The 22,872-nt window shown below is 70.6% G+C and carries 23 protein-coding genes and 1 tRNA gene; 12 read left to right on the top strand and 12 right to left on the bottom strand.

What is annotated here, in order from left to right:
- The first annotated feature begins 1 nt into the window (after position 1).
- Genes ABD708_RS02160 through pcaC form a run of 3 tightly spaced genes read left to right on the top strand, consistent with a single transcriptional unit; the run spans position 2 to position 2,441 of the window.
- The gene (locus tag ABD708_RS02160; RefSeq protein ID WP_344751637.1) at positions 2-1,264 is read left to right on the top strand and encodes a lyase family protein; all 1,263 of its coding nucleotides are present in this window, start codon (positions 2-4) and stop codon (positions 1,262-1,264) included.
- A complete protein-coding gene (locus tag ABD708_RS02155) occupies positions 1,261-2,040 on the top strand; it encodes an alpha/beta fold hydrolase (RefSeq protein WP_344751636.1) in 780 nt (259 codons plus the stop codon). The genes ABD708_RS02160 and ABD708_RS02155 overlap by 4 nt, the downstream gene beginning before the upstream one ends.
- Positions 2,037-2,441, top strand: a complete 405-nt coding sequence (gene pcaC, locus ABD708_RS02150; RefSeq protein WP_344751635.1) for a 4-carboxymuconolactone decarboxylase — start codon at positions 2,037-2,039, stop codon at positions 2,439-2,441. Before ABD708_RS02155 ends, pcaC begins: the two co-directional genes overlap by 4 nt.
- Positions 2,442-2,537: 96 nt before the next feature.
- Here the strand turns inward: pcaC and ABD708_RS02145 are convergent, their stop codons facing one another.
- From ABD708_RS02145 to ABD708_RS02120, 6 genes are all read right to left on the bottom strand, one after another.
- Positions 2,538-4,163 carry a bifunctional 3-(3-hydroxy-phenyl)propionate/3-hydroxycinnamic acid hydroxylase gene (locus ABD708_RS02145; RefSeq protein ID WP_344751634.1) on the bottom strand — a complete coding sequence of 542 codons (1,626 nt, stop codon included), beginning with the start codon at positions 4,161-4,163 and terminating at the stop codon, positions 2,538-2,540.
- 3 nt (positions 4,164-4,166) lie between these two features.
- Complete coding sequence (locus ABD708_RS02140; RefSeq protein WP_344751633.1) at positions 4,167-5,057, bottom strand: fumarylacetoacetate hydrolase family protein; 891 nt, start codon at positions 5,055-5,057, stop codon at positions 4,167-4,169.
- 33 nt (positions 5,058-5,090) lie between these two features.
- Entirely contained in the window at positions 5,091-5,984 is an 894-nt protein-coding gene (locus ABD708_RS02135; protein ID WP_344751632.1) for a VOC family protein, read from the bottom strand.
- A gap of 17 nt (positions 5,985-6,001) precedes the next feature.
- Positions 6,002-7,984, bottom strand: coding sequence for a flavin-containing monooxygenase (locus ABD708_RS02130; RefSeq protein ID WP_344751631.1), 1,983 nt, complete (start codon positions 7,982-7,984; stop codon positions 6,002-6,004).
- Between the two features lie 272 nt (positions 7,985-8,256).
- Positions 8,257-8,970, bottom strand: coding sequence for an SDR family oxidoreductase (locus ABD708_RS02125; protein ID WP_344751630.1), 714 nt, complete (start codon positions 8,968-8,970; stop codon positions 8,257-8,259).
- Complete coding sequence (locus tag ABD708_RS02120) at positions 8,970-9,662, bottom strand: TetR family transcriptional regulator (protein WP_344751629.1); 693 nt, start codon at positions 9,660-9,662, stop codon at positions 8,970-8,972. The genes ABD708_RS02125 and ABD708_RS02120 overlap by 1 nt, the downstream gene beginning before the upstream one ends.
- A gap of 253 nt (positions 9,663-9,915) precedes the next feature.
- On the opposite strand from ABD708_RS02120, the gene ABD708_RS02115 reads away from it, so the two are divergent.
- From ABD708_RS02115 to mhpA, 7 genes are all read left to right on the top strand, one after another.
- Positions 9,916-11,280, top strand: a complete 1,365-nt coding sequence (locus ABD708_RS02115; protein ID WP_344751628.1) for an MFS transporter — start codon at positions 9,916-9,918, stop codon at positions 11,278-11,280.
- A 110-nt stretch (positions 11,281-11,390) separates the two neighbouring features.
- Entirely contained in the window at positions 11,391-12,332 is a 942-nt protein-coding gene (locus ABD708_RS02110) for a 3-carboxyethylcatechol 2,3-dioxygenase (RefSeq protein ID WP_344751627.1), read from the top strand.
- Entirely contained in the window at positions 12,329-13,222 is an 894-nt protein-coding gene (locus ABD708_RS02105; protein WP_344751626.1) for an alpha/beta fold hydrolase, read from the top strand. The genes ABD708_RS02110 and ABD708_RS02105 overlap by 4 nt, the downstream gene beginning before the upstream one ends.
- Positions 13,219-14,022: a 2-keto-4-pentenoate hydratase gene (locus ABD708_RS02100; RefSeq protein ID WP_344751625.1), complete on the top strand. Its 804-nt coding sequence runs from the start codon at positions 13,219-13,221 to the stop codon at positions 14,020-14,022. The genes ABD708_RS02105 and ABD708_RS02100 overlap by 4 nt, the downstream gene beginning before the upstream one ends.
- Before the next feature lie 14 nt (positions 14,023-14,036).
- Positions 14,037-14,516 carry a nuclear transport factor 2 family protein gene (locus tag ABD708_RS02095; RefSeq protein WP_344751624.1) on the top strand — a complete coding sequence of 160 codons (480 nt, stop codon included), beginning with the start codon at positions 14,037-14,039 and terminating at the stop codon, positions 14,514-14,516.
- Positions 14,513-15,274, top strand: coding sequence for an HpcH/HpaI aldolase family protein (locus ABD708_RS02090; protein WP_344751623.1), 762 nt, complete (start codon positions 14,513-14,515; stop codon positions 15,272-15,274). Before ABD708_RS02095 ends, ABD708_RS02090 begins: the two co-directional genes overlap by 4 nt.
- Positions 15,271-16,938, top strand: coding sequence for a bifunctional 3-(3-hydroxy-phenyl)propionate/3-hydroxycinnamic acid hydroxylase MhpA (gene mhpA / locus ABD708_RS02085; RefSeq protein WP_344751622.1), 1,668 nt, complete (start codon positions 15,271-15,273; stop codon positions 16,936-16,938). Before ABD708_RS02090 ends, mhpA begins: the two co-directional genes overlap by 4 nt.
- Here mhpA and ABD708_RS02080 read toward each other — a convergent pair whose 3' ends face one another.
- The 3 genes from ABD708_RS02080 to ABD708_RS02070 all read right to left on the bottom strand — a co-directional run bounded on the left by ABD708_RS02080 (position 16,939) and on the right by ABD708_RS02070 (position 19,598).
- On the bottom strand, positions 16,939-17,400 hold the full coding sequence (locus ABD708_RS02080; RefSeq protein ID WP_344751621.1) for a GNAT family N-acetyltransferase: 462 nt from the start codon (positions 17,398-17,400) through the stop codon (positions 16,939-16,941).
- A gap of 85 nt (positions 17,401-17,485) precedes the next feature.
- Positions 17,486-18,772 (bottom strand): MFS transporter, encoded by a 1,287-nt coding sequence (locus tag ABD708_RS02075; RefSeq protein WP_344751620.1) that lies wholly within the window; start codon positions 18,770-18,772, stop codon positions 17,486-17,488.
- Between the two features lie 31 nt (positions 18,773-18,803).
- Positions 18,804-19,598 (bottom strand): aldo/keto reductase, encoded by a 795-nt coding sequence (locus ABD708_RS02070; RefSeq protein ID WP_344751619.1) that lies wholly within the window; start codon positions 19,596-19,598, stop codon positions 18,804-18,806.
- Between the two features lie 76 nt (positions 19,599-19,674).
- On the opposite strand from ABD708_RS02070, the gene ABD708_RS02065 reads away from it, so the two are divergent.
- On the top strand, positions 19,675-20,049 hold the full coding sequence (locus tag ABD708_RS02065) for a DUF2255 family protein (RefSeq protein WP_344751618.1): 375 nt from the start codon (positions 19,675-19,677) through the stop codon (positions 20,047-20,049).
- 17 nt (positions 20,050-20,066) lie between these two features.
- Here the strand turns inward: ABD708_RS02065 and ABD708_RS02060 are convergent, their stop codons facing one another.
- Complete coding sequence (locus ABD708_RS02060) at positions 20,067-20,792, bottom strand: GNAT family N-acetyltransferase (protein WP_344751617.1); 726 nt, start codon at positions 20,790-20,792, stop codon at positions 20,067-20,069.
- 45 nt (positions 20,793-20,837) lie between these two features.
- A tRNA-Gly gene (locus ABD708_RS02055) sits at positions 20,838-20,911 on the bottom strand.
- A gap of 160 nt (positions 20,912-21,071) precedes the next feature.
- Between ABD708_RS02055 and ABD708_RS02050 the strand changes: the two genes are divergently transcribed.
- Entirely contained in the window at positions 21,072-21,218 is a 147-nt protein-coding gene (locus tag ABD708_RS02050) for a hypothetical protein (protein ID WP_344751616.1), read from the top strand.
- A 98-nt stretch (positions 21,219-21,316) separates the two neighbouring features.
- Here the strand turns inward: ABD708_RS02050 and ABD708_RS02045 are convergent, their stop codons facing one another.
- Positions 21,317-22,870, bottom strand: a complete 1,554-nt coding sequence (locus ABD708_RS02045; RefSeq protein WP_344751615.1) for a carboxylesterase/lipase family protein — start codon at positions 22,868-22,870, stop codon at positions 21,317-21,319.
- Positions 22,871-22,872: the final 2 nt, after the last annotated feature.

Here is a 22,872-nt window from a genome sequence, read left to right as displayed (position 1 = left end):
GGTGACCCCTGACTCCGGGGGCTTCGCGGACGTCGGCCTGCTCACGCCCGTCGCGGTCGGGCACGACGCGGTCGTCTCCGACGCCGCAGTCGCGGCGGCGCTGATCGAGGTCGAGGCCGCGCTCGTGCGCGCCGCCGTGGCGCTCGGGCTCGCGCCCGGCTCGGTCGGCGTCGCCGTCGAACGCGGCGCCGACGAGCTGCGCCGCACGCTCGACGTGGCGGCGCTCGCCGCGGAAGCCGTCGGCGGCGGGAATCCCGTGATCCCGCTCGTCGCGTTGCTGCGCACGACTGTGTCGGATCTCGATACGGATGCCGCAGGCTGGGTGCACCGCGGGGCCACCAGCCAGGACGTGGTGGACTCGGCCCTCGCCCTGCTCGTCGCGCGCGCGTGCTCCGCCGTGAGCGTCGACCTCGGCCGCGTGATCGCCGGCCTCGCGGCGCTCGCCGCCGAGCACCGCGACACCGTCGCCGTCGCCCGCACCCTGGGGCAGCACGCGACGCCGACCACGTGGGGGTTCCGCATCGCCGGCTGGATCGCCGCCGTGCGTGCGGCCCGCACCGAGCTGCGGCAGGCGTGCGAGGCGCTGCCCGCGCAGCTCGGCGGGGCTTCGGGAACGCTCGCGTCGTTCACGGCGCTCTACGGCGCCGAGACCGCGGCGCGACTGCCCTCCGCCTTCGCCCACGAGCTCGGGCTCGCCGCGCCCGAGCTGCCCTGGCACGTCGCGCGCCGGCCGCTCACCCGCGTCGGCGACGCCTTCACCGCCGTGCTCGACGCCCTCGGCGTGATCGCGACCGACGTCGCGCTCGCCTCGCGCACCGAGGTCGGCGAGGCAGCCGAGCCCGCGGCGCCCGGCCGCGGTGGATCGTCGGCGATGCCGCACAAGCGCAACCCCGTGCTGTCGGTGCTGATCCGCTCGGCCGCTCTGCGCGCGCCGGGGCTCGCCGCAGACCTGCATCGCGCCGCGGCCCTCGCCGCCGACGAGCGGCCCGACGGAGCCTGGCACAGCGAATGGCCCGCCCTGCGCGAGCTGCTGCGCGGTGCGCTCGGCGCCGCGGCCGCGGCCGCCGAGCTGGCCGAAGGCCTCACGATCGACGCCGGGCGCGCCACGGCGAACCTCGCGCTCACGGGCGGCGACGTCGTCAGCGAGCAGGCGAAGCTGACCGGCTCGGCAGGGGCCCCCGCGGACTACACCGGGCTCGCGGGCCGCTATGTCGACGAGGTGCTCGCGGCCGTCAGGCAGGAACGACAGCAGGAGGAACAGTGACCGTCCCCGAACTGCACGCCACCGCGCCGCGCGGCGCCGAGGGCCGCCCGTTGCTGGTGCTCGGCCCGTCGCTCGGCACGTCGACGATCCTCTGGGACGAGGCTGCGGCCCTGCTCCAGAACGACTTCCGCGTCGTCGCGTGGGACCTGCCCGGGCACGGGCTCTCTCCCGCCGCGCGAGAGAGCTTCACGGTCGGCGAGCTCGCCGACGGGGTGGTCGCCGTGCTCGACGCGCTCGGCGAGGAGCGCTGCTACTACGCGGGCGACTCGCTCGGCGGGGCGGCGGGGATCGAGCTCGCGCGCCGGCATCCGTCTCGCGTCATCGCGCTCGTCGACATCTGCTCAGCGGCCAAGTTCGGCGCCTCAGAGGGCTGGATCGAGCGCGCCGGACTCGCCCGCACCCAGGGCACGGCCTCGCTCGTCGTCGCGAGCGCGCAGCGCTGGTTCGCGCCAGGCTCGATCGAGCGGCATCCGGTGATCTCGGGCCGTCTGCTGCACGCGCTGCGCGACGCCGACGACGAGAGCTACGCCCTGTGCTGCGAGGCGCTCGCCGCCTTCGACGCCCGGCCGTGGCTCGGCGAGCTCGCGCTGCCGGTGCACGTGATCGCGGGCGAGCACGACGTCGCGGTCCCGGAGGGGGCGGGCGACGAGATCGCGAAAGGCGTGCAGTGCGGCAGCCTCGAGGTGGTGGCGGATGCCGGGCACCTGGCGCCTGCGGAGAACCCCGAGGCCGTGGTGTCAGCTGTTGTGAAGCTTGCGAGCGAGGTTCGGGCATGAGCGAGGAGCATCACGACCTGACGGAGTCCGAGCGCTACGACCGCGGCATGGCCGTGCGCCGCGAGGTGCTCGGCGACACGCACGTCGACCGGGCGACGGCGAACATCACCGACTTCACGCGCGAGTTCCAGGAGTTCATCAGCCGCACCGCGTGGGGTGACGTGTGGACCCGGCCAGGGCTCGCCCGCCGCGAGCGCTCCATCGCCGTGCTGTCGTCCCTGATCGCGCTCGGCCACCACGAGGAGTTCTCCATGCACGTGCGCGCCGCGCTGCGCAACGGGCTCACCCGCGACGAGATCGCCGAGGTGATCCTGCAGTCGGCGATCTACGCGGGCGTGCCCGCGGCGAACACCGCGTTCCGCCTCGCCCAGGCCGTCTTCGCCGAGCTCGACGCGGGCTGACTCGCGCGGGGCGCCCTGCGCAAAACCCAGGGTGTTCTTCCGTGCCGGGGCCGAGCCGTCCCGGAATTCCGCGGATGCGCACAGCCCGAAGCGAACTCAGCCGGCGTTTTGCGCGAGCGGCGCCGCGAGCAGCGTCGTCGGCACCGTCGAGTAGCGGCCGAGCTCGGCGAGGGCGGCCGCCGTCCGTGCCGGCGTGACCACTGCGGCGACGTAGCGATCCGGGCGCACGATGAGCTGGGCGCCGGCTTCCGCCGCCGCCGCGAACGCCCGGGACGGATCGACGACCTGGGCGCGGGCGGCGACACCCCCGGCATCCGTCGCCGTCACCTCGATGCCGCCGTCCGCCGACGGCCACAGCACCGCCCAGCCGTTTCCGAGCACCTCGTCGAGCGGTACGGCCTCGCCCGAGGCGAGCGTCACGCGCGGCTGCGACAGCGTGCGCCCGACGAGGTCGCGGGCGTCCGCGGGCAGTGACGGTGACGGCGCGACCACGCAGCCGGCGGTGAAATGCGGCTGCTTCAGGAACTTCATGCCGGTGAGCCACCGCTTCCACGACGGCACGATGCCGACCGCCTTCACCACGCCGTCGCGCAGCAGGTTGACCGCCGGATTCGTCGACATGACGACCTGCCCGATGCGGTGCGAGAGCCGCACCATGTCGCGCGCGTGCGGGCGCCGCTCGACGGCATAACTCGAGATCAGGGCATCCGTGCCCGTCCCGCGCACCGCCTCCGCGACCTTCCACGCCACGTTGGCCGCGTCGCGCAGCCCCGCGTTGAGCCCCTGCCCCGCGAACGGCGGCATCAAGTGCGCGGCGTCGCCCGCGAGCAGCACGTGCCCGGAGCGGTACCGCTCGGCGATGCGCTGGTGCGCGACGTAGACCGCGGCACGGCGCACATCCCCTGGCGCGATCGTGCGGAACGGGGCGACCAGCCGCACGATCGACTCCGGCCGCACGATCGCCGCCTCGTCGTCGCCCGGCAGCAGCATGAACTCGTAGCGGCACCGGCCGCCGACGCCGGGAACCACGACGACCGGCCGGCGGCCGTTGCAGTGGAACTCGGCGAAGTGCTCGGGCTCGCCCGGCACGTTCAGCAGGTCGACGACGACCCACTTCTCGACCTGCGTCGAGCCCTCGAGTCCGATGCCGAGCGCGCCGCGCGTGAAGCTGCGGCCGCCGTCGCAGGCGACAAGCCACGACGCCGTGAACTCGCGCGTATGGGCAGAGCCCCGACCTTCGGGCCCCTCGACGGTGAGCGTCACCCCGCCCGGCCCGTCGACGAGCTCGGTCACCTCGGTCCCGAACAGCAGCCGCGCGTTCGGCCGCGCGGCCACCGCCTCGGCCAGCCGCGCCTCGACGTCGGGCTGGTCGAACTGCGATTTGCCCGGCTGTCCGAGCCGGCTCGAGGCGGGCTTCACCTCGGCGATGAGCTGCTCGTTGCGTCCGAAGTACCGCGCGCCGGTGTCGAGCAGCATCTCCTCGGCAGCGGCCTCGAGCACGCCGAGCTGCTGCAGGATGCGCAGGCTCTCGTCGGTGATCGAGATCGCCCGCGGCTCGTCGCCGGTCGACGGATGCCGCTCGATCACGGTGACGCGCACGCCGTAGTCGGCGAGCAGCGCCGCGGTCGTGAGCCCGGTCGGGCCGGCGCCGAGGACGACGACGTCGGTGTTGAGGCCGGCACCGTCGGACGCATCGGCTCCGTGCGGCTGCGGGTCAGGCATCCGTCAGTCCTCTGCCGTGTCCTCGGCCACGACGGTGTTGGTCAGCGTGCCGAGCGTGAAGCCGTTCGGGCCCGTGATCTCGACCTCGACCAGGTCGCCGGGCTCGAGCAGGGCGGGCGGGTTCGAGAAGCGGCCGACGCCGCCCGGCGTGCCGGTGACGATCACGTCGCCGGGTGCGAGCCGCGTGAACGTCGTGACGTACGCGATGATCGCGGGGATGTCGAAGATGAGGTCGGTGAGGTCGGCGTCCTGCCGCACGCCGCCGTTGACTCGCGTCTGCAGGTGCAGCGCGGTCACGCCGCCGGCGCCCGCGTCCACGTCGGCCGCGGGCACGAGGTAGGGGCCGAACGCGCCGGAGTCCGGGAAGTTCTTGCCGGGCCCCCACTGGGTCGCGAACAGCTGCCAGTCGCGCACCGAGAAGTCGTTGTAGGCGGCGTAGCCCGCGACGACGCCATACGCGTCCTCGGGGGCGACGTGCCAGGCATCCGCCCCGATCACGAGCGCGAGCTCGCCCTCGTAGTCGTACTCCGTGCTCACCGCGGGGTACACGGCGGGCTCGAGGTGCCCCATCTGGCTGTCCGCGTAGCGGAAGAACACGGTCGGGGCGGCCACGTCGGCCTTCTTCGCCTCGTCCTGGTGCGAGCGGTAGTTGACCCCGATGCAGATGATCTTCCTCGGCTCGGTGATGGCGGGCAGATAGCGGATGCCTGCTTCGGGCGTCCCCGGCGCCGCCTTCGCCGCCTCCTCCGTGACCTTCCCGAACACCCCGGTCGCGATGGCGGCGCCGAGCGACGGGGCCAGGTTCGCGCCGGTGGGTCCGAGGTCGTGGGCGACGCCGTCGATGGCGACGCCCCAGGTGGCGCCGCTGCCGGCGGTGTAGCTCAGGTATTTCATCAATGGTCCTTTTCTCTAGCGTCTCTAGCGTCTCTAGCGGGCGATCACGGAACTGATGGGCGCAGGGGCAAGCCCGTGCATGCGGAACGACTCCGGCCGGAAGTCGGACCACATGTTGAACCAGTTGTCGTTCCCGCCCCAGGTGACCGGCGGCCGCTCGTCGTCGTAGATCTGCTCGAGATCGGTGTAGATCTCGACGACGGCGCCGGAGGCCTCGACGTAGTAGCACGCGATGTTGTGGCCGGCGCCGTGACGCACGGGCCCCCAGATGATCTCGCGCCCCGCGGCGCCGACGCGGTCGCACACCTTGGTCAGCTCGGTCGCCGACTGCACCTGCCAGGCGTGGTGGTGCAGGGTGCCGGCGCCCCGGATGAGCGCGATGCCGTGGTGGTCGCTGTTGCAGCGCAGGAAGTAGGCGAAGTCGTCGCCGATCACGTCGGAGAGGCGGAAGTCGAGCACCTGCACCAGGAAGTCCTTGAAGGCGACGACGTCCTGTGGGTGGATGTTGATGTGGCCGTAGCGGTCGGGGCCAGAGGCGCCGCGGCCCAGCGGGTTCGCGACGTGCTCCATGCCGGTGTAGATCTCGAAGACGTAGCCCTCCGGCCCGACGAAGGAGAACGCCTCGGCGACACCGGGTCCGTCGGCTTCGCCGGAGAGGATCGGGAAGTCAGTGCGCTTGACCCGGGCGTAGAGCTCGCGCAGCGCAGCCGGGCTCGCCGCGACAAGTCCGATGCGGTCGATGCCGTTGAGCTCGCCGCCGTGGTAGCTGAGCTCGTGGTGCACGTCGGCGCCGGCGAGGTAGGCCACGCCGTCGCTCGCCTCGTTGACGTGCAGCCCGAGCAGACTCGTGGCGTCGACGACGGATGCCGCGACATCCGTCGTCTGAATGGACACGTGGCCCATCTGTGCGATCAGACCCCAGGTCATGACCGCCTCCTTTCCGGTCAGAGGTGCGTCGTGAAGTCGCGGTCGAAGTCGACGTCGTGCGTCAGCTGCCAGTACTCGACGTGGCTGAACGGCCAGATCTGCGAGACGCGGCCCGCGCTGTTCTTGTACCAGGTGCGCACCTGCGGCTGGCCCCAGGCGCGCGTGGCGTTCTCGGCGTCGACGGCGGCGACGAACGCGTCGAGCGCCTCCTGCGTCACGTCGAAGCCCTTCACTCCGCGCAGCAGCGTCTGGTGGATCGCCTCGACGGCGAACTCGACGGCGCACTCCATCATGAAGTGCTGGCTGCCGTGCACGACGTAGTTCGTGTTCGGCCCCATCACGATGAAGAGATTGGGGAAGCCGGGAACCGAGATGCCGCCCCACGCGGTGGCATCCCCCTGCCAGTGCTCCTTGAGCGTCTCGCCCGTGGTGCCGCGCACCTGAATCGGGTCGAGGAAGTCGGCCGCGAGGAATCCGGTCGCATAGATCACGACGTCGAGCTCGTGCTCCTCGCCGTCTGCGGTGACGATACCCGTCTCGGTGAAGTGGTCGATGCCGCTCGTGACGATGTGCGCGTGCGGGCGCTGCAGCGCCTCGGCCCAGACGCCGTTGTCGCGCAGCATGCGCTTGCCGCCCGGCGGGTAGCTCGGCACGACGGTGTCGATCAGCTCGGGCCGCGCGCGCCACTGCTCGCGGATGATCTCGGTGAGCAGCTCGCGCACGCGCAGGTTGACGGGCGAGACGGAGTCCTCGCGCTCCCACCCCGGCTCGGCGACGACGGTGTGGGTGCGGCCCGTCGCCGATTGGAAGAAGCCGGAGAGCCGGAACCACTGGCCGTAGTAGGGCACGTGCTCGCCGAGCCAGGCGAGCGCCTCGGGGGTGGCGTCGTGACAGTTCGGGGCGGGCACCATCCACGGGCCGGAGCGCTGGAAGACCGTCAGCTCGGCGACGTCGTCGACGATGCTCGGCACGATCTGGTAGGCGCTCGCGCCCGTGCCGATGACGGCGACGCGCTTGCCGGCGAGGTCGACGCCGTGGTCCCAGCGGGCGGAGTGCATCTGCGCGCCGCGGAAGCCCGCGCGACCCGGGTACTCGGGGATGTTGGGCCGCTCGAGCTGCCCGACGGCCGAGATCACGGCGTTGAAGCGGTGCGCGGTCTCGGTGCCGTCGCCTGCGCGGGTCACGACCTCCCACTCGCCGGCTTCCTCGTGCCAGGTCATCGCGGTGACCTCGGTGTCGAAGACGACGTGCTCCCGCAAGCGGGCGCGCTCGACGATCTCGAGGGCGTACTGCTCGATCTCGCTGCCGCGCGCATAGGCGCTCGGCCAGTCGGCGCGCTGCGCGAAGGAATAGCTGTAGGCGAAGGTCGGGGTGTCGAGCCGGACGCCCGGGTAGGTATTCGCCCACCACACGCCGCCGACCTCGGGGTTCTTCTCGAACGCGGTGAAGGGCACCCCCGCCTGGCTGAGGCGATACATCGCGCCGATGCCCGACATGCCGGTGCCGATGACCGCCACGGTGAAGTCGCGACCGCGCGCGACCTCGTCGAAAGACCAGCGGGGCGCGCCGAGCTTCTGCGGCGCGAGGTCGAGCTCGTGCCGCAGCACCTCGGTGTCGGCATCCCCCGCGCCGTTCGTGAGGAAGTCGAGCAGGGCGGCCGTCTCGGCGTCGTCGAGGCGGCGCGGGGTCGTGATGCGCTCGTCGCGCACGCGCGTGAGCGCCGCGAGGGCGAGCTCGCGCGCCAATGCCTGCGCCTCGTCGCTCAGCCCGCCGTGCGGAGCCGGGCCGATGTCGCCTGGGGGGAAGCCGGGGCGCAGCTCGTCGCGCAGCAGCGAGCGGTCGCCGGTCGCGGCGGCGAGGGCGAGCAGCAGCGAGGGCAGGTCCGCCTCGGCGACGATGCGCGCGAGGAAGGCGTCGTCCGCCGTGATCGGCGTGTATTCCTCGCGCCAGTAGACGTCGTCGACGGCATCCGTTCGCGGTGATGTTGACGTCGTCGTCACTGGAGTCCTCCTCGACTCAGCGGGTGCCCGGGTGCGCACGACCTCGCGGCCGCTATGCGCGAATCAGGATTCTAGAATGGGACATTTTTCGCTTCGGCACAAGCCACGGGTCGGTGCTGTGCCTCACTGTTCGCGCGGCGACACTAGATGCTCTTTCATCGCCCAGGGCTTTCGCCCGGCGACAGTCGATGCTGCTCCGGTCGCCGGATTGCCACGCCTACCGTCGCCTCGCGACGCTCTCGCTCCTCTGAGCGACACCTACTGTCGCCCGGCTACACGGCGCGCGAACTGCCCCCGTCGACACGGATGTTCTGGCCCGTGATGTAGCTTGCCTCGTCGCTCGCGAGGAAGCGGACGACGCGCGCGATCTCGGCTGTCGCGGCGGCGCGACGCAGCGGGATGCGGGCGGTCCATTCGGCGGGCACGGTGCTCGGGTCCGGCTTCGTGAAACCGGGCAGCACGTTGTTCATGCGGATGCCCTGCGGGCCGTACTCGTCGGCATACAGCTTCACGAACGAGGCGAGTCCGGCGCGGATCGTCGCCGACACCGGGTAGTTCGGGTTCGGCTCGAACGGCGAGCTCGTCGAGATGTTCACGATCGAGCCGCCGCCGGCCTCGAGCAGGTGCGGCGTGACGAGGCGGGCCATGCGCACGACGTTGAGCAGGTAGAGCTCGAGCCCGTCCCGCCAGTCCTGATCGCTCAGCTCGAGTACCTTGCCTTTGGCCGCGTGGCCCGAGCAGTTCACGACGGCGTCGATGCGGCCGTAGGTGTCGATCGCCAGGTCGACCACAGCCTGCAGGTCGTCGACCGAGCGGTTCGAGCCGTCGAGGCCGACGCCGCCGAGCTCGCGGGCAAGCTCCGCACCGCGGCCCGAGGGTGACATCGCGGCGATGCGGTACCCCGACGCGGCCAGCTCCCGGGCGCTCGCGGCGCCGATTCCGGAGCCGCCCCCGACGACGATCGCGACTTTCTGATCCTCTGACATCAGCTCTCCTCCGAGTCTGCGGGCGTCTGTTTCGGCTTCGGCTTCTGCTGTGGCTTCGCGGTCGTCTCGGCCCCGAGCTTCGCATAGTGCTCGGTCAGCAGGTCGACGGCGAGGGTCGACAATTCGGCGAGCTGGTCGAAATCGACGTCATCGCCCGCGGCCGCCGAGATGTAGAGGCCCTCGATCAGCGCGCGCCCGAACGCCACGATCTTGCGGGGCAGCTCGGGGTCGGCCTCGAGGGCCTCCGGCGGGAACTGCCCGCCGACCTGCCCGAGCGCCGTCTCGTACATCTGCGCGCGGATCTCGAGGTACCTCTTGCGCGCCTCGTTGTCGGAGAGGCGCTTCTCGAGGGCGAGGATCAGGCCGATGATCCAGAACGTGTCCCTGACGTGCCCGCGATCGGATGCCGGGGCGGAGGAACCGGCGATCGAAGTGCGCAGCAGCTGCTGCTGCGTCTGCCCGGCCACGGTCTCGCGCCACTGCTCGAAGCAATAGTCGAGGAGTGCGGCGAACAGCTTCTCCTTGTTCTCGAAGTGCCAATAGACCGAGCCGATGGGCAGACCGGAGACGCGGCTGACCTCGGCCATAGTCGTGCCTTCGTAGCCGGCATCCAGCGCCAGCTCCATCACGGCGTCGAGGATCGCCTTCTCATTCTCGGGAGTTGTGTAGTGCACGTTCTTGCGCTTCGCCACGCTTCCCCACCCTTCCGCATCACCCTGCGTCTTCGCGAGGGCCTCTTGACGCGTCGTCGTCTCACGATATATGGTCCCTGCATTCGAGAATGTTGGTTCTAGAACCGACACACCACAAAAGACACCGCGGCCCCGGCCCGGAGTCACCCCACACCTCCACAGCTCGAGACCCGGTCCACATCGTCGTGCACCAACACCCGCAAGGACGCGGCACGGAGTCTCGGTCACAGCGATCTCGTGCAGAGAGGCACACATGAAGATCACCGAACTGATCGCCGACTCGAAGATGAGCCGGTTCCAGATCCTCGCCATCGTCGTCGCCATCGTGCTGACGGTCATCGACGGCTACGACAACGCGATGATGGTGTTCGCCGCGCCGTACGTCACCAAGGAATTCGCCTCGTCCGCCAGCCTCATCGGCGTCGTCATGTCGGGCGCGCTCATCGGCATGGTCGTCGGCTCGATCCTGATCGCGCCCATCGCCGACAAGCTGGGCCGCCGGCTCATCGGCATCATCGGCACCATCGTGGTGACCATCGGCATGGTCATCGCGCCGCTCGCGCACAGCCTGCCGACGCTGCTCGCCGGCCGCATCGTGACGGGCCTCGGCCTCGGCATGCTGCTCTCGGTCGTCGGTGTCATCGCAGCCGAGTACTCGAACCGTCGCGTCTACCCGATCGTGATGTCGATCTACGCTGCGGGCATCAACATCGGCGCCGTGCTCGGCGCGGTGCTCGTCGGCCCGCTGCTGCCGGAGCACGGCTGGCGCTTCGGCTTCTGGATCGGCGTCGTGTTCTCGGTCATCGCCATCCTCATCGCGATCGCCGCCTTCCCCGAGTCGATCTCGTGGCTCGCCGCTCGTCGGAAGCCGGGCTCGCTCGACCGCCTCAACCGCACGCTCGGCCGCATGGGCCACGAGCCGCTGCCCCTGCTGCCCGACGATCAGCTGCCCCCGCGTGACCGCCGCGGCGCCCTGCGCACCGTCTTCTCGTCGAAGCTCGTCACCCAGACCCTGCTGCTCGTGCTCGGCAACATCGCGCTGCTCGTCTCGTTCTATTTCGCCAACTCCTGGGCGCCCAACACCCTGGCCGAGACGACGCGGAACCCCGCGATCGCGGCGCCGACCACCCTGGCCCTCGGGCTCGGCGGCATCCTCGGCACGGTGGTGTTCGGCTTCATCTCGACGAAGGTCAGCCCGCGCGTGCTCACTCCGATCTTCCTCATCGTCGGCGCTGTCGGTATCGCGATCTTCGGCTCGATCGAGTCTCACATCGGTGGCGCGCTCACTGAGATCTTCGCGGCGTCGTTCTTCTTCAGCTCAGGTGTCGCCGGCTTCTACCAGATCGCGCCCCGGCTGTACCCGACGCTGGCACGTGCGACGGGCTACGGCATCGTCACGGGTGCCGGCCGCCTGGGCGGCATCGCCGCCCCGATCCTGGCGGGCGCCGCGCTCGATGCGCACATCTCGGTTCCGATGGTGTTCGTCATCTTCGCCCTGCCGCTCGTCGTCTCCGCGCTGTGCCTCGTGGTGCTCGTGGCCGTCGAGTCCGTGCAGCGCCGGCGTAAGCCGGCCTCCGTTGCGGCAGACGAGGGTCCGCTCGCCTCGCTCGCCAACTAGAGGCTCCGTCCCGGGCCGCCGCGATCAGCGCGTGGCCGCCCGGGACGGATTTCCTCTTTTCTAGAACGCTGATACTAGAATCCAAAATCTCCCCTCGAAAGGAAGCAGCAATGACGCTCGCAGTGGCAGCCCTGTCCCACGCCCCCTCCTTCGGGAACGTCGACCCGGGCGGGACGACCTTCGCCGAGATCCAGTCGGCGATCGAGGAGGTCAAGGCCTTCGTCAAGGATTACGACCCCGAGGTGGTCGTCGTCTTCGGCCCCGATCACTTCAACGGCCAGCTCTACTCGCTGATCACCCCGTGGGCGATCGGCGCGCAGGCAGAGGGCATCGGCGACTACAACACGACCGAGGGTCCGCTGCCCGTCGACAGCGACACCGCCCGTGACCTGCACGTGCGCGTGCTCGAGCAGGGCATCGAGATCGGCCGCTCCGAGCGCATGAAGGTCGACCACGGCGTCGTCCAGCCGCTCGACTTCGTGTTCGGCAAGGGCTTCACGCAGCCGATCGTCCCCGTCTTCGTGAACTCGATCGGCCTGCCGCTCACCCCCATGTACCGGGTGCGCGAGCTGGGCGAGGCGTTCGGCCGCGCCGCGCAGGAGATCGACAAGCGCGTGCTCTTCCTCGCCTCGGGCGGCATCTCGCACAACCCGCCGATCCCCCGCTGGAAGGGCGCCCCCGGCACCCTGCAGGAGCGCCTCATCGAGTACCACCCCACCCGCGAGGAGCGCCTCGAGCGCGAGCAGAAGATCGTCACCGGCATTCAGGCGATCGCCGACGGCAAGGGCACGAGCGACGACCTGAACGAGGAGTGGGACACCCTGCTGCTCGACACCTTCCGCTCGGGTGACCTGAGCGCCGTCGACAACTGGGCCAACGACTGGTTCATCGCCGAGGGCGGCTCCGCCGCGCACGAGATGCGCAGCTGGATCGCGGCCTACGCGGCGCTGTCGACCGCCGGGAAGTACAGCTTCCCGGTCGACCACTACTGGCCCGTCGCCACGTGGAACGCCGGCTTCGGCATCCAGGCCGCCATCACGGACCCGGCATGACCCAGCCCGAGCTCGTGACGTTCTGGGAGGCCGTCGTCGACCTGCCGCACCGCCTGGAGTACGTCCAGGTGGGCGACTGGACGACGCGCGTGCTGCATGTGGGTGAAACGGATGCCGGTGAGGCCAGCGCTCCGCGCCAGACCGTCGTGCTGCTCAACGGCACGAGCGGCCACATCGAGGCGTTCACCCAGAACGTCCGAGCGCTGGCGAGCGAGTACCACGTCGTCGGCTACGACTACCCGGGCCACGGCTTCACGACGCTGAGCGACCACGACCTCGAGATCCCCGAGTATGAGCAGCACCTGCTCGGCCTGCTCGACGCGCTCGGGCTCGACCGGGTGCACCTCGTCGGCGAGTCGCTCGGCGGCTGGATCGCGATCAAGTTCGCGGCGCACCACCCCGAGCGGCTCCGCACCGTGGTGCTGAGCGCCCCCGGCGGCCGCGTCGTCGGCGACAGCCAAGTCGACAAGGCCCAGTCGGTGAGCGTGCAGGCGGTCGCCGAGCCCACCTTCGCCAACGTCAAGAAGCGTCTCCAGGTCGTCATCCATGACCCCGAGAACATCACCGACGAGCTCGTGCGGCTGCGCCAGGCGGTCTACTCGCGCCCCGGCTTCGACGAGTCCATGCGGCACATCTCGGTGCTGCGGCAGCCCGAACCGCGCTGGCGCAACCGCGTCGCCGACGAGGACTTCGCCGCCATCCCCGTTCCGGCCCTCCTGGTGTGGACCGACCACGAGCCGACCGGCGGCCCCGAGGTCGGCGAGCAGCTGGCATCCCTCATCCCCGACGGCGAGTACCTGCTGGTTCCGGATGCCGCCCACTGGCCCCAGTGGGAGGGCGCCGCCGCCTTCAACGAACGCACACTCGACTTCCTGAGGAGGAAAGGGTGACCACCACCGCAAGCGATCAGCTGATCGACGAGATCGCGGACGAGCTCTACCGCGCCCGCCGCGACACCTACACGATCGACTACATCAGCCCGCGCCTGCCCGACCATGACCTCGAGGCCGCCTACCGCATCTCGAGCATCGTCGCCGCCCGCCGCGAAGCGGAGCTCGGGGTGAAGCGCGTCGGCCGCAAGGTCGGCCTCACGAACCCGCTCGTGCAGCAGCGCGTCGGGGTGTTCGAGCCCGACTACGGCATCATCCACGACGACATGGTCTTCCCGTCCGGCGTGCGGCTGCCGCAGTCGAAGTTCAACTTCCTGCGCATCGAGGCCGAGGTCGCGTTCGCGCTCAGCCACGACATCCTCGACGCCGACCTCGAGGTCATCAAGAACTCGATCGACTACGTCACCCCGGCCTTCGAGGTCGTCGACTTCCGCTTCCCCGGCAACGTCGGCGCGATCGTCGACACCATCGCCGACAACGCCGGCTGCGGCGGGCTCGTGCTCGGCGAGGAGAAGCACGTCTACGGCGAGACTGACCTCACCACCATCGAGATGGTCATCACGACCGCCGACGGCACCGAGATCACCCGCGGCGTCGGAAGCAACGTGCTCGACGACCCGATCAACGCGGTCAAGTGGCTCGCCGAGACGGCGATCCGCCAGGGCGAGCCGTTGCGCGCCGGCGAGCTGCTGCTGTCGGGCTCGATCGGCTACATCGAGCCGTGGCCGGCCGATGTCGAGTGCATCGCCGCCATCACCGGGCTGGGCCGCGTCACCGCAACCCTCGATTCCACGATTTAGAAGAGGAGAGACGGATGCCTGACAGGACGTACGGTGTCGACGCGGCCACTCGCGCCGAGATCGAGCAGCTGATCTCCGAGCTGCTGTACCGCCTCGACCACAACCTGACGAACACCACCTGGGAGCTCTACACCGAGGACGCCGAGACCGTCGGCCCGCTCGGCCCCATGGTCGGCCGCGAGGCGATCAAGGCGTGGGGTGCGAAGCGCGCGCTGCAGACCGACGTCGTCGGGCGGCACTTCATCGGTGGCATCCGGCTCGCGTGGGAGGGTGACGTGCTCACCGGCACCGTCGCCTACCTCACCTTCCGCGACGCATCGGAAGACGTGCTGAAGCCCGCGAGCGTCGGCGAGTTCCGCGAGCAGTACCGGCAGGTCGACGGCGAGTGGCGCTTCGCCCGGCGCGAGATCGTGCCGGTGTTCGGCGGCGCGAACGCGCAAGCCCACGCGAAGCGACTGGCTGACGCCGAAGCCGCGAAGGCGGGCTCGCAGTGAAAGCGGCCGCGGCGCAGGCATCCGTGCCCGCTCCCGCCCTGTTGCATCAGGCGCTCGCCTCGCAGGCCGCGGCAGAGTTCGTCATGGCCTCTGGCTACGACGGCACGATCATCGACCTGCAGCACGGCGAGGTCGGGCTCGAGGACGCGTGCCGGATGCTGCGCGCGATCCCCCGCGACCGGAACGCGTATGCCTACGCGCGGGTCGGCTCGATCGACGCCGCGACGATCCTGCGGCTGCTCGACTCGGGCGCGCGGGGCATCGTCGCCCCGACGGTGGAGACCGCGGCGCAGGCATCCGCCCTCGTCACCGCTGTGAAGTACCCGCCGCTCGGCGGGCGCAGCCTCGGGCCGTCGCGCCCCGCGCTGTACGACGGCGAGCCGTATACGGATGCCGGCAACCACGCCGTCTCGGCGATCATCCAGATCGAGACCCGCGCCGGGGTCGAGAACGCCGAGGCGATCTTCGCGACGCCCGGCCTCGACTCGGTCTATCTCGGTCCCGCCGACCTCGCCGTGAGCCACGGCCTGCCGGGCCGCGGCGACTGGGCCGACGGGCCGGTGCGCGACGCGCTCGTCGAGCTGTCCTACCTCGCCCGCGGGGCGGGCCTCACCTTCGGCAGCTACTGCGCCTCACCCGCGTATGCGAAGGCCCTCATCGAGGACGGCCTGGTCGACTACGTCGGCCTCGGCATCGACCTCGTCTTCCTGAACCGCATGGCGCAGGACGCCATCACTGCGCTGAGGAGCGAATCATGAGTCACGACGCCGACGTCGTCATCATCGGGGCGGGGCCGGTCGGCCTCACCCTCGGCAATCTGCTCGGGGCCGACGGCGTGCGCGTCGTGCTGCTCGAGGCCGGGGCGGAACTCGTCGACTACCCGCGCGCCGTCGGCATCGACGATGAGGCGCTGCGCACCATGCAGACGATCGGCCTCGTCGACGAGGTGCTGCCGCACACCGTGCCCAACCAGAAGATCTTCATGGTCAACGGCGATCGCGCGATCCTGAGCGAGGTCGACCCGCGCATCTCCGAGTTCGGCTGGCCGCGCCGCAACGGCTTCGTGCAGCCGCTCGTCGACCGGGTGCTGCTCGCCGGCCTCGGCCGCTTCCCGAACGTCGACGTGCGGTTCGGGGCCGAGGTGACGGATTCCACGGACGATGGCTCAGCCGTGACCGTGAGCTACCGCACCGCCGACGGGGCGACGCACCAGGTGACGGCGACGTATCTCGTCGGCGCCGACGGCGGCAGCTCGCCCACCCGCAAGCGGCTGGGGCTCACCTTCGAGGGCGAGACGCGGGCGACCAAGGGCCTCGTCATCGACGTCAACAACGACCCGATCGGCACCCCGCACGCCGTGTTCGGCGGGGACCCGAAGCGGGGCTACGCGACGATCCGGCTGCCGCACGGCATCCGCCGCTGGGAGTTCACGCTCTTCGAGGGCGAGGACGAGGCGCTGGTCGAGGACGACGCCTTCGTCTTCGGGCTGCTGCGCTCGCACGTGCCCGACCCAGAGGCCCTCGACATCATCCGCCGCCGCGTCTACACGCACCACGCGCGCGTGGCGGGCGCGTTCCGCGTCGGCCGCACCCTGCTCGCGGGGGATGCCGCGCACGTCATGCCGGTCGTCGGCGGGCAGGGTTGGAACTCCGGCATCCGCGACGCCCTCAACCTCGGCTGGAAACTGTCGGCGGTCGTGCGCGGCCTCGCCGGCGACGGGCTGCTCGACACTTACGAGTCCGAGCGGTTCGGGCACGTCAGCCAGATGGTCGCCATCTCGCTGAACATGGCGGAGGAGATGACCTCGCACGACGAGGAGTTCGCCCGCGAGCGCGACCGCCTCGCCGCCGCGCGCACCGCGGAGGAGCGCGAGCAAGTCAGGAACCAGGCGTTCAAGCCGCAGCCGCACTATCTCGACGGAGCGGTCGTGACCGCGCCCTCGCCTACCTACAAGACACTGCCGGCCCGTGAGGTGCCGAGCACCGCCGGGACGCTGTTCCCACAGCCACGGGTGCGCACGACCGACGCTTGCGAGGTGCTGCTCGACCATGCGACCGGCCAGGGCTGGCGCGTCATCATGTGGGACAACGACCCGACCGCGTTCCTCGGCGACGAGGTGGTCGCGCAGCTCGCGCGGCTCGGTGGTTCGCTCGTGCGGGTGGTGCCGACGACGCAGCTGCCGTGGGACCGGGTGCACACCGCCGAATCGGTCGTCGTGGTCGGCGACGACGGCGCGCTCAAGGACTGGTTCGACGCGCGCCCCGTCGGTGCCGTGATCGTGCGGCCTGACCACATCATCGCGGCCGAGTGCCTCGCGCAGGATCTCGAGGCGACGCTGCGGCAGGTCTTCGCTGTCGCGCACGTCGCGCAGCCGGCGGAAGAGCGCGGCGAGGCGGTCTCGGCCGGGGCGGTGGCGAGCTAGCTACAGCGCCAGCGCGAAGTACCTGCTGTTCGGGTCGTCGGTGTAGTCGGCGAAGGGGCCGCAGCTGCGGAATCCGTGCTTCACATAGAGCGCGCGGGCGGGCGCGAAATACTCCTCTGCCCCGGTTTCGAGCTTGAGATCGCGGATGCCGCGGCGGCGCGCCTCCGCGAGGATCGTCGCCAGCACCGCGCTCGCGACGCCCCTGCCGCGGGCCGCGCTGCTCGTGCGCATCGACTTCAGCTCGCCGAGCGCGTCGTCGTGCTGCTTGAGCGCGCCGATGCCCAGCAGTTCGCCGGTCTCGGCATCGCGCGCCGACCAGAAGGTGATGCTCGGGTGCGCGAGCGCCTCGGGGTCGAGCGCGTGCACGCTCTCCGCAGGAGAGGTGGCGAACATGTCGCGCAGGTGCTCTTCGAGCAGCTCGAGCACGTCGCCGGCCCGCGGATCGTCAGTGGAAATGAGCACGCATCAAAGCTATCTCCCCACGTCGATTGCGCCGTACGGTCATCGCTGCGCCGCACGCACGCCGCACGAGAGCAGTGGTGACCGTTCAGCGCAGTTGGGCGGCATCGCGCGCGGCGGGACGTCGCGCCGCGAACCACCACGCCCCGAGCGCGCCCACGGTGAGCACCGCCGCGAACACGCCGACCGCCGGGATGACCCCCACCGCGGCGCCCAGCACGCCGAGCGTCACGCCGCCGCCGGTGCGCAGGCCTGAGGCGAACATGCCGTAGACCCCGAGGGTGCGCCCGCGCTCGCCGGCCGGCGCCTCGAGCTGCACGACGCTCTGCGTGATCGAGAGGGAGGCGATCTCGCCGCAGCCCGCGATGACGAGGGCGACGAGCGCCAGCGCGTAGCTCGCCGTCACCGCGAAGACGACGATCGCCGCGCCGAACACCACGGTCGACAGCACTGCCGCCCGCAGCGTCGGTCTGATCACACCGGTCGCCTCGAGCAGGAATCCGCCCACCACTCCGCCGAACCCCATCGCGAACAGCAGCGCGCCGTAGGTGAAGTCGCCCGACGAGCCGGCGCCGAGCCGCGCGGCGAACGCGGGCATCGACGACTGCAGGGCGTTGCCGATGGTGATGGCGGTGAGGCCCGAGATGATGATCATCGCGATGATCAGATGATTCGAACGGATGCCGCGCAGCACCCGCATCGTGTCGCGGAAGCCGACGCGGGGCTTCTCGGCGCCGACCCCGGCGGCGGCAGCGTCGCGCACATGCCCCGTGAACTTCGTGCGGAACATCAGCACGGTCATCGGCAGGTAGATCAGCACGTTGGCGAAGATGCCGCCGGTCGGGCCGAGCCAGAGCAGCAGCGCCGAGCCGACGACGGGGCCGAACAGGATGCCGAGGCTCTGGAAGGTCGCGTTCATGCGCACCGCGCTCGGCAGCTCGTGGCGGTCGACGAAGTCGTGCAGCATGAGCTGCTCGGCCGGGCCCCAGATCGAGCCGGCCGTGCCGTGCAGCACGAGCAGGATGCACGCCGCCCAGACGGTCAGGCTGTCGGTGAGGAAGAGCACACCCCACACGGCCGACACGAGCATGAACAGGCCCTGCGCCGCCTGGATGAGCCGGCGGCAGTCGTACTTCTCGGCGAGCGTGCCCGTCCAGACCGACAGCAGCAGGAACGGCAGCCAGTGGCTGATGATCTGGAAGCCGACGAGCGCGGGCGAGTGGAAGGTCTGCCAGAGCACCCAGTAGGTGATGACGTGCTCGGTGTTGTCGGCCATCATCGACAGCCCAGAGGTGAACAGATAGGGTCGCGAATCGCGGTTCCGCAGCGCCGCGAACCGGCGGGGGATGCCGGGAATCGCGGTCGCCTCGCTCACCCTTCGAGCGTACTGTCGCCGCGGTTGACGCTCACGCGATGGCGTCGAGGCGCGCCAGCTCCTCCTTGCTCAGCGTGAAGCCGAAGACGTCGAAGTTCTCCCTCTGGTGCTCGGCCGAGCGCGAGCGGGGAATCGGCACGGTGCCCGAGTCGATGTGCCAGCGCACGATGAGCTGGTTCCGCGTGGCCCCGTGGTCGGCGGCGATGCGGGCGAACTCGGGGTGGCTGCTGGCGGTCTGCGCGTTCTTGAGGGGGCTGTAGCTCTCGGTGAGGACGCCGCGCAAGGCATCCGTCTCACGTGCGGCCGTGTTGTGACGCAGCAGGTTCACCGGCACCTGGTTCACCGCCGGGGTCACGCCGCTCGCCGAGATGACGTCGTCGAGCTGCTGCGCGTCGAAGTTGGAGACGCCGATCGAGCGCACGCGCCCCTGCTGCTGCAGCTCGACGAGCGCCTGCCAGGTCTCGACGTAGAGGCCGTCCTCGGGCTCTGGCCAGTGAATGAGGTACAGGTCGAGCTTCTCGAGGCCGAGGCGCTGCATCGTCTCGTCGAAAGCGGCGAGGGCGGCATCGCGCCCATGACGGCCGTTCGGCACCTTGCTGGTGACGACGAGCTCGGCCGGATCGATGCCGGAGCGGCGGATGCCCTCGCCCACGGCATCCTCATTGCCGTAGCTGTACGCCGTGTCGATCAGCCGGTAGCCGGTCGCGATGGCCGCCGCGACGGAATCCGCGCCGGCGCTGCCGTTCAGTCCGTAGGTGCCCAGACCGATCGCGGGAATCGTCGTGCCGTCGTTGAGCGGGAGCGTGGGAACAGCGGTGTCCGTCATGTCTGCAGGTTAAGCCGTCGGCGTGATCGGCGGTCAAGGGGTCGCGGCGGGCTGCGGCCTGCGTGACACTGGCGGCATGAGCGAATGGACACCTGAGGAAGTTCACGCGATCGGCGAGATCGAAGAGGTGACGGTGGCCCCGCTCGCGGGCGACGGCACGCCGCTGCAGAGCGTCACCATGTGGGCCGTCACCGACGGCAGCGACGTCTTCGTGCGCTCGGCGCACGGGCACCGCGGCCGCTGGTACCGGCGCGTCACTGAGACGGGGCGAGGGGTTTTCGATGCAGGCGACGTGTCGCGCGAAGTCACGTTCGAGCCCGTCAACGAGATCAAGAACCAGGCGGTGACGGATGCCTACAGGGTGAAGTACGCCGCACAGCCCGACGAGTTCCTGCGGCCGATGGTCGAGGGCGAGTCGGTCGAGGCGACGCTGCGCGTCGTGCCGGTGTAGCTCGGTCGAGCTGCAGCTCAGTCGAGCTGCAGCCACCACGTCGCGCCCATGCCGACGCGCGTGAAGCCCTGAGCCCGGTAGACGATCGCGCCCTGCGGGGACGTGCTCAGGGCTGCGGTGCGGGCTCCGGCCTCGCGGGCGGCCCCGGCGATGGAGTGCAGCAGCGCCGCACCGAGTCCGCGGCGCCGGTACGGTGGCCACACGTCAAGATCGAAAATGCCGGCGACGTCGCCCTCGACGAGAGACCAGGCGTGCCCGGCGAGGACTCCGTCGACGCGGACGGCGGCATAGAACGCGTGACCGAGCTCGAGGTTCGCGAGCTCGAGCAGGCGGCCGTCGCCGTCGCGCGCTTCTTCGTCGGCGATGTCCTCGGGCAGGACGCCGACGTGCACGCGCTCGTCGTGCGGCGGATCGATCGCGTCGAGCGGGGCGGACATCCACCAGGGCGCCCAGCCGCGCTCGAATCCGGCGAGGGCCAGCGGCGTGGCATCCGTCTCCCCCGACACCCAAGCGCTCACCAGCTGGTGCTTCTTGTCGCGGGCGTACTCGATGCCGCGGCGCAGCTCGGCCTCTGGAAGGCTCTCGGGGAACATGAGGTTCAGCCCGTCGGGGCCGTCGATCCACAGCAGCGGACCGTCTTCCCAGACCTCGCCGCCGAGCCGCTGGGCGCGCAACCGGAACCACTCGGTCTGCGTCTGCTCGCTGAGGGAGACGATCTGGCGGTGCTCGGCGCGCTCATCCATCTGTTCCAGGGTGCCTGGTGGACGGGCTGCGCTCAAGGGGTTGCGTGGAGCCGGTGACGGGAATCGAACCCGCGCCACAACCTTGGGAAGGTCGGATTCTGCCATTGAACTACACCGGCGCTGTTACGCAGCCCATCCTACAGAAACCAGATGGCGCAGCGAACTTGCGACTCCGCGGTGTTCCATCAGTCGGTGGTGCGGGTGGCGCGGGCAGCGCCCGGGTGAACGGATAGCCTCGCAACGACAGCGCCAGGGCAACGTGGATGCTCGGCACAAAAGGTGCCGAACTTCCCCTGGGACCTGCTCGACCACAGCAATGACGAAGCGGCCGTCCTGTTGTCGCCGGAGTACCACGACTTCGCGCTGCTCGAACGGGTGGGCCTGCCGGAAGGCCATCCGTGGAGGGAGGACCTGCCGCAATGGTGAGCGAGAAGGCTTGGTACCTCGATCTCCGCGAGCGGTGGCGCCCCCGGCACATCCGCTGCACTTGACCGCCTGGTCGCCGCTCATCGCCGCGACGTCGTTCAGAATGCTGTCGAGGTCGGCAGGTCGCTGAGCGGTGCAGTGATGTCGATGTCGGTGACCTGTGAATCGAGCGGCGACCCGAAGTGGTGCACCTGCCCGCCATCGTGGGTCCAGGGCCGCCAGGCCTCGCCGAGGCTGCCGTGTCGGGCGAAGTGTGACCACGCGTACATCATCTGCCGGGAGACCTCGATGCGCTGCGGGTCGCGCCCGGTGAGTGGGATGCGGTCGACGGTGCCGAAGACGTATGCGAGGTCGAGGCTGTGGCAGGCGCCGAGGAGGCCTCCGAGAACTTCCGTGGTCTGGTCGAACTGGTAGGTCCAGGTCGGGACACCGGCCTGCGCAGTGATCGCGGCGATCTTCATGGCGGGATCGCGCATGATGCGAGCGCTGATCCGGCGGGACCACAGCAGGTGAGGCGGCTCCTGCGGGTACTCGCGCGAGAGTTCGGTGTAGGCGGCGGCACCCTGCCCCGGCTCGTCCTCCTCGAGCAGGGCGATCGCCTGCTGTGGCGTCATCGAGGTGGTGTAGCGGGGGTCGTCGACGAGGAGAAGGCCGGCCTCGTGCGCGGTCCACCCGAGAATCAGCTGCTTGCCCGCGACGAGCCCGATCGCTTCCGCGCTGAAGGGGTCGGCGGGCAGCTGGGTGGCATCCAAGGCGGGACCGAAGCCGGGGATGCGGTCGAGCTGGGCGCTGCCGAAGCGGGTCGCTCCCTCTGCCAGGATGCGGGCTTGGGCAGAGAGGAGCTGTTCCAGAGAGAGCGACCGCAGTTCATCGAGGTCGGGCGCGCCCAGATGGGAAAGCGCACGGTCGCGCACGCCGGCGGCCTCGGCGGGGCGTGCGACGTGAGTGAAGGGGCCGCTCATCATGACGGCCCGGCGGAACAGAGGCTGGGCGGCGGGCATGGCGTGCAGGGTGGCGACCTTGCCGCTGCCGCCCGACTGGCCGCAGATGGTGACATTGCCGGGGTCGCCGCCGAAGTTCGCGATGTTGTCGCGGATCCATTCGAGCGCGGCGACGATGTCGAGCATGCCGGCGTTGGCGGAATCCGGGAGCCCGTGCTCGCGCAGATCGAGGAATCCGGTGATCCCGATCCGATGGGTCACGGTGACCACGACGAGGCCGCCCGCTTGGGCGAGGATGTCGCCGTTGAAGGCCATCTCATTGCCGGAGCCATGGGTGAACCCGCCCCCGTGGAGCCAGACCAGCACGGGCAGGCCGGCGGATGCCGGCTCGGAGGGGGCCCAGACGTTCACGCGAAGGCAGTCCTCGTCCATGGCCGCCGCCTCGACCGGCCAGCCGCCGCGCGGGTACAGCAGGGAGAGCGTCTTGGGGCCGTTGGCCGCGGCGTGGGAGCGGGTGTCCACCTGCGGAGCGGACGGCCCGAAGCTCAGCGCATCGCGCACGCCCTCCCATGGCTGGAGCGGCTGCGGGCCGCGGAATCGGTTCGCGCCGGCGGTCGTGGCGCCGTAGGGCACGCCGAGGAAGCTGCGGACCCCGGCGTTGTCGATGCCGCGCAGGCGGCCTGTGGTGGTGTCGGCCTCGATGTAGGGCATGG

This window comes from Gryllotalpicola koreensis, assembly GCF_039538185.1.
Taxonomy (GTDB): Bacteria; Actinomycetota; Actinomycetes; order Actinomycetales; family Microbacteriaceae; genus Gryllotalpicola; species Gryllotalpicola koreensis.
This window is presented reverse-complemented; position numbering and strand designations above follow the sequence as displayed.

What these genes read in the sequence shown, in the direction of transcription:
- pcaC (WP_344751635.1), top strand. Translation starts at nt 2,037, where the DNA reads ATGAGCGAGGAGCATCACGACCTGACGGAGTCCGAGCGCTACGACCGC.
- ABD708_RS02145 (WP_344751634.1), bottom strand. Translation starts at nt 4,163, where the DNA reads ATGCCTGACCCGCAGCCGCACGGAGCCGATGCGTCCGACGGTGCCGGC.
- ABD708_RS02140 (WP_344751633.1), bottom strand. Translation starts at nt 5,057, where the DNA reads ATGAAATACCTGAGCTACACCGCCGGCAGCGGCGCCACCTGGGGCGTC.
- ABD708_RS02135 (WP_344751632.1), bottom strand. Translation starts at nt 5,984, where the DNA reads ATGACCTGGGGTCTGATCGCACAGATGGGCCACGTGTCCATTCAGACG.
- ABD708_RS02125 (WP_344751630.1), bottom strand. Translation starts at nt 8,970, where the DNA reads ATGTCAGAGGATCAGAAAGTCGCGATCGTCGTCGGGGGCGGCTCCGGA.
- ABD708_RS02115 (WP_344751628.1), top strand. Translation starts at nt 9,916, where the DNA reads ATGAAGATCACCGAACTGATCGCCGACTCGAAGATGAGCCGGTTCCAG.
- ABD708_RS02110 (WP_344751627.1), top strand. Translation starts at nt 11,391, where the DNA reads ATGACGCTCGCAGTGGCAGCCCTGTCCCACGCCCCCTCCTTCGGGAAC.
- ABD708_RS02105 (WP_344751626.1), top strand. Translation starts at nt 12,329, where the DNA reads ATGACCCAGCCCGAGCTCGTGACGTTCTGGGAGGCCGTCGTCGACCTG.
- ABD708_RS02095 (WP_344751624.1), top strand. Translation starts at nt 14,037, where the DNA reads ATGCCTGACAGGACGTACGGTGTCGACGCGGCCACTCGCGCCGAGATC.
- mhpA (WP_344751622.1), top strand. Translation starts at nt 15,271, where the DNA reads ATGAGTCACGACGCCGACGTCGTCATCATCGGGGCGGGGCCGGTCGGC.
- ABD708_RS02070 (WP_344751619.1), bottom strand. Translation starts at nt 19,598, where the DNA reads ATGACGGACACCGCTGTTCCCACGCTCCCGCTCAACGACGGCACGACG.
- ABD708_RS02065 (WP_344751618.1), top strand. Translation starts at nt 19,675, where the DNA reads ATGAGCGAATGGACACCTGAGGAAGTTCACGCGATCGGCGAGATCGAA.
- ABD708_RS02060 (WP_344751617.1), bottom strand. Translation starts at nt 20,792, where the DNA reads ATGGATGAGCGCGCCGAGCACCGCCAGATCGTCTCCCTCAGCGAGCAG.
- ABD708_RS02045 (WP_344751615.1), bottom strand. Translation starts at nt 22,870, where the DNA reads ATGCCCTACATCGAGGCCGACACCACCACAGGCCGCCTGCGCGGCATC.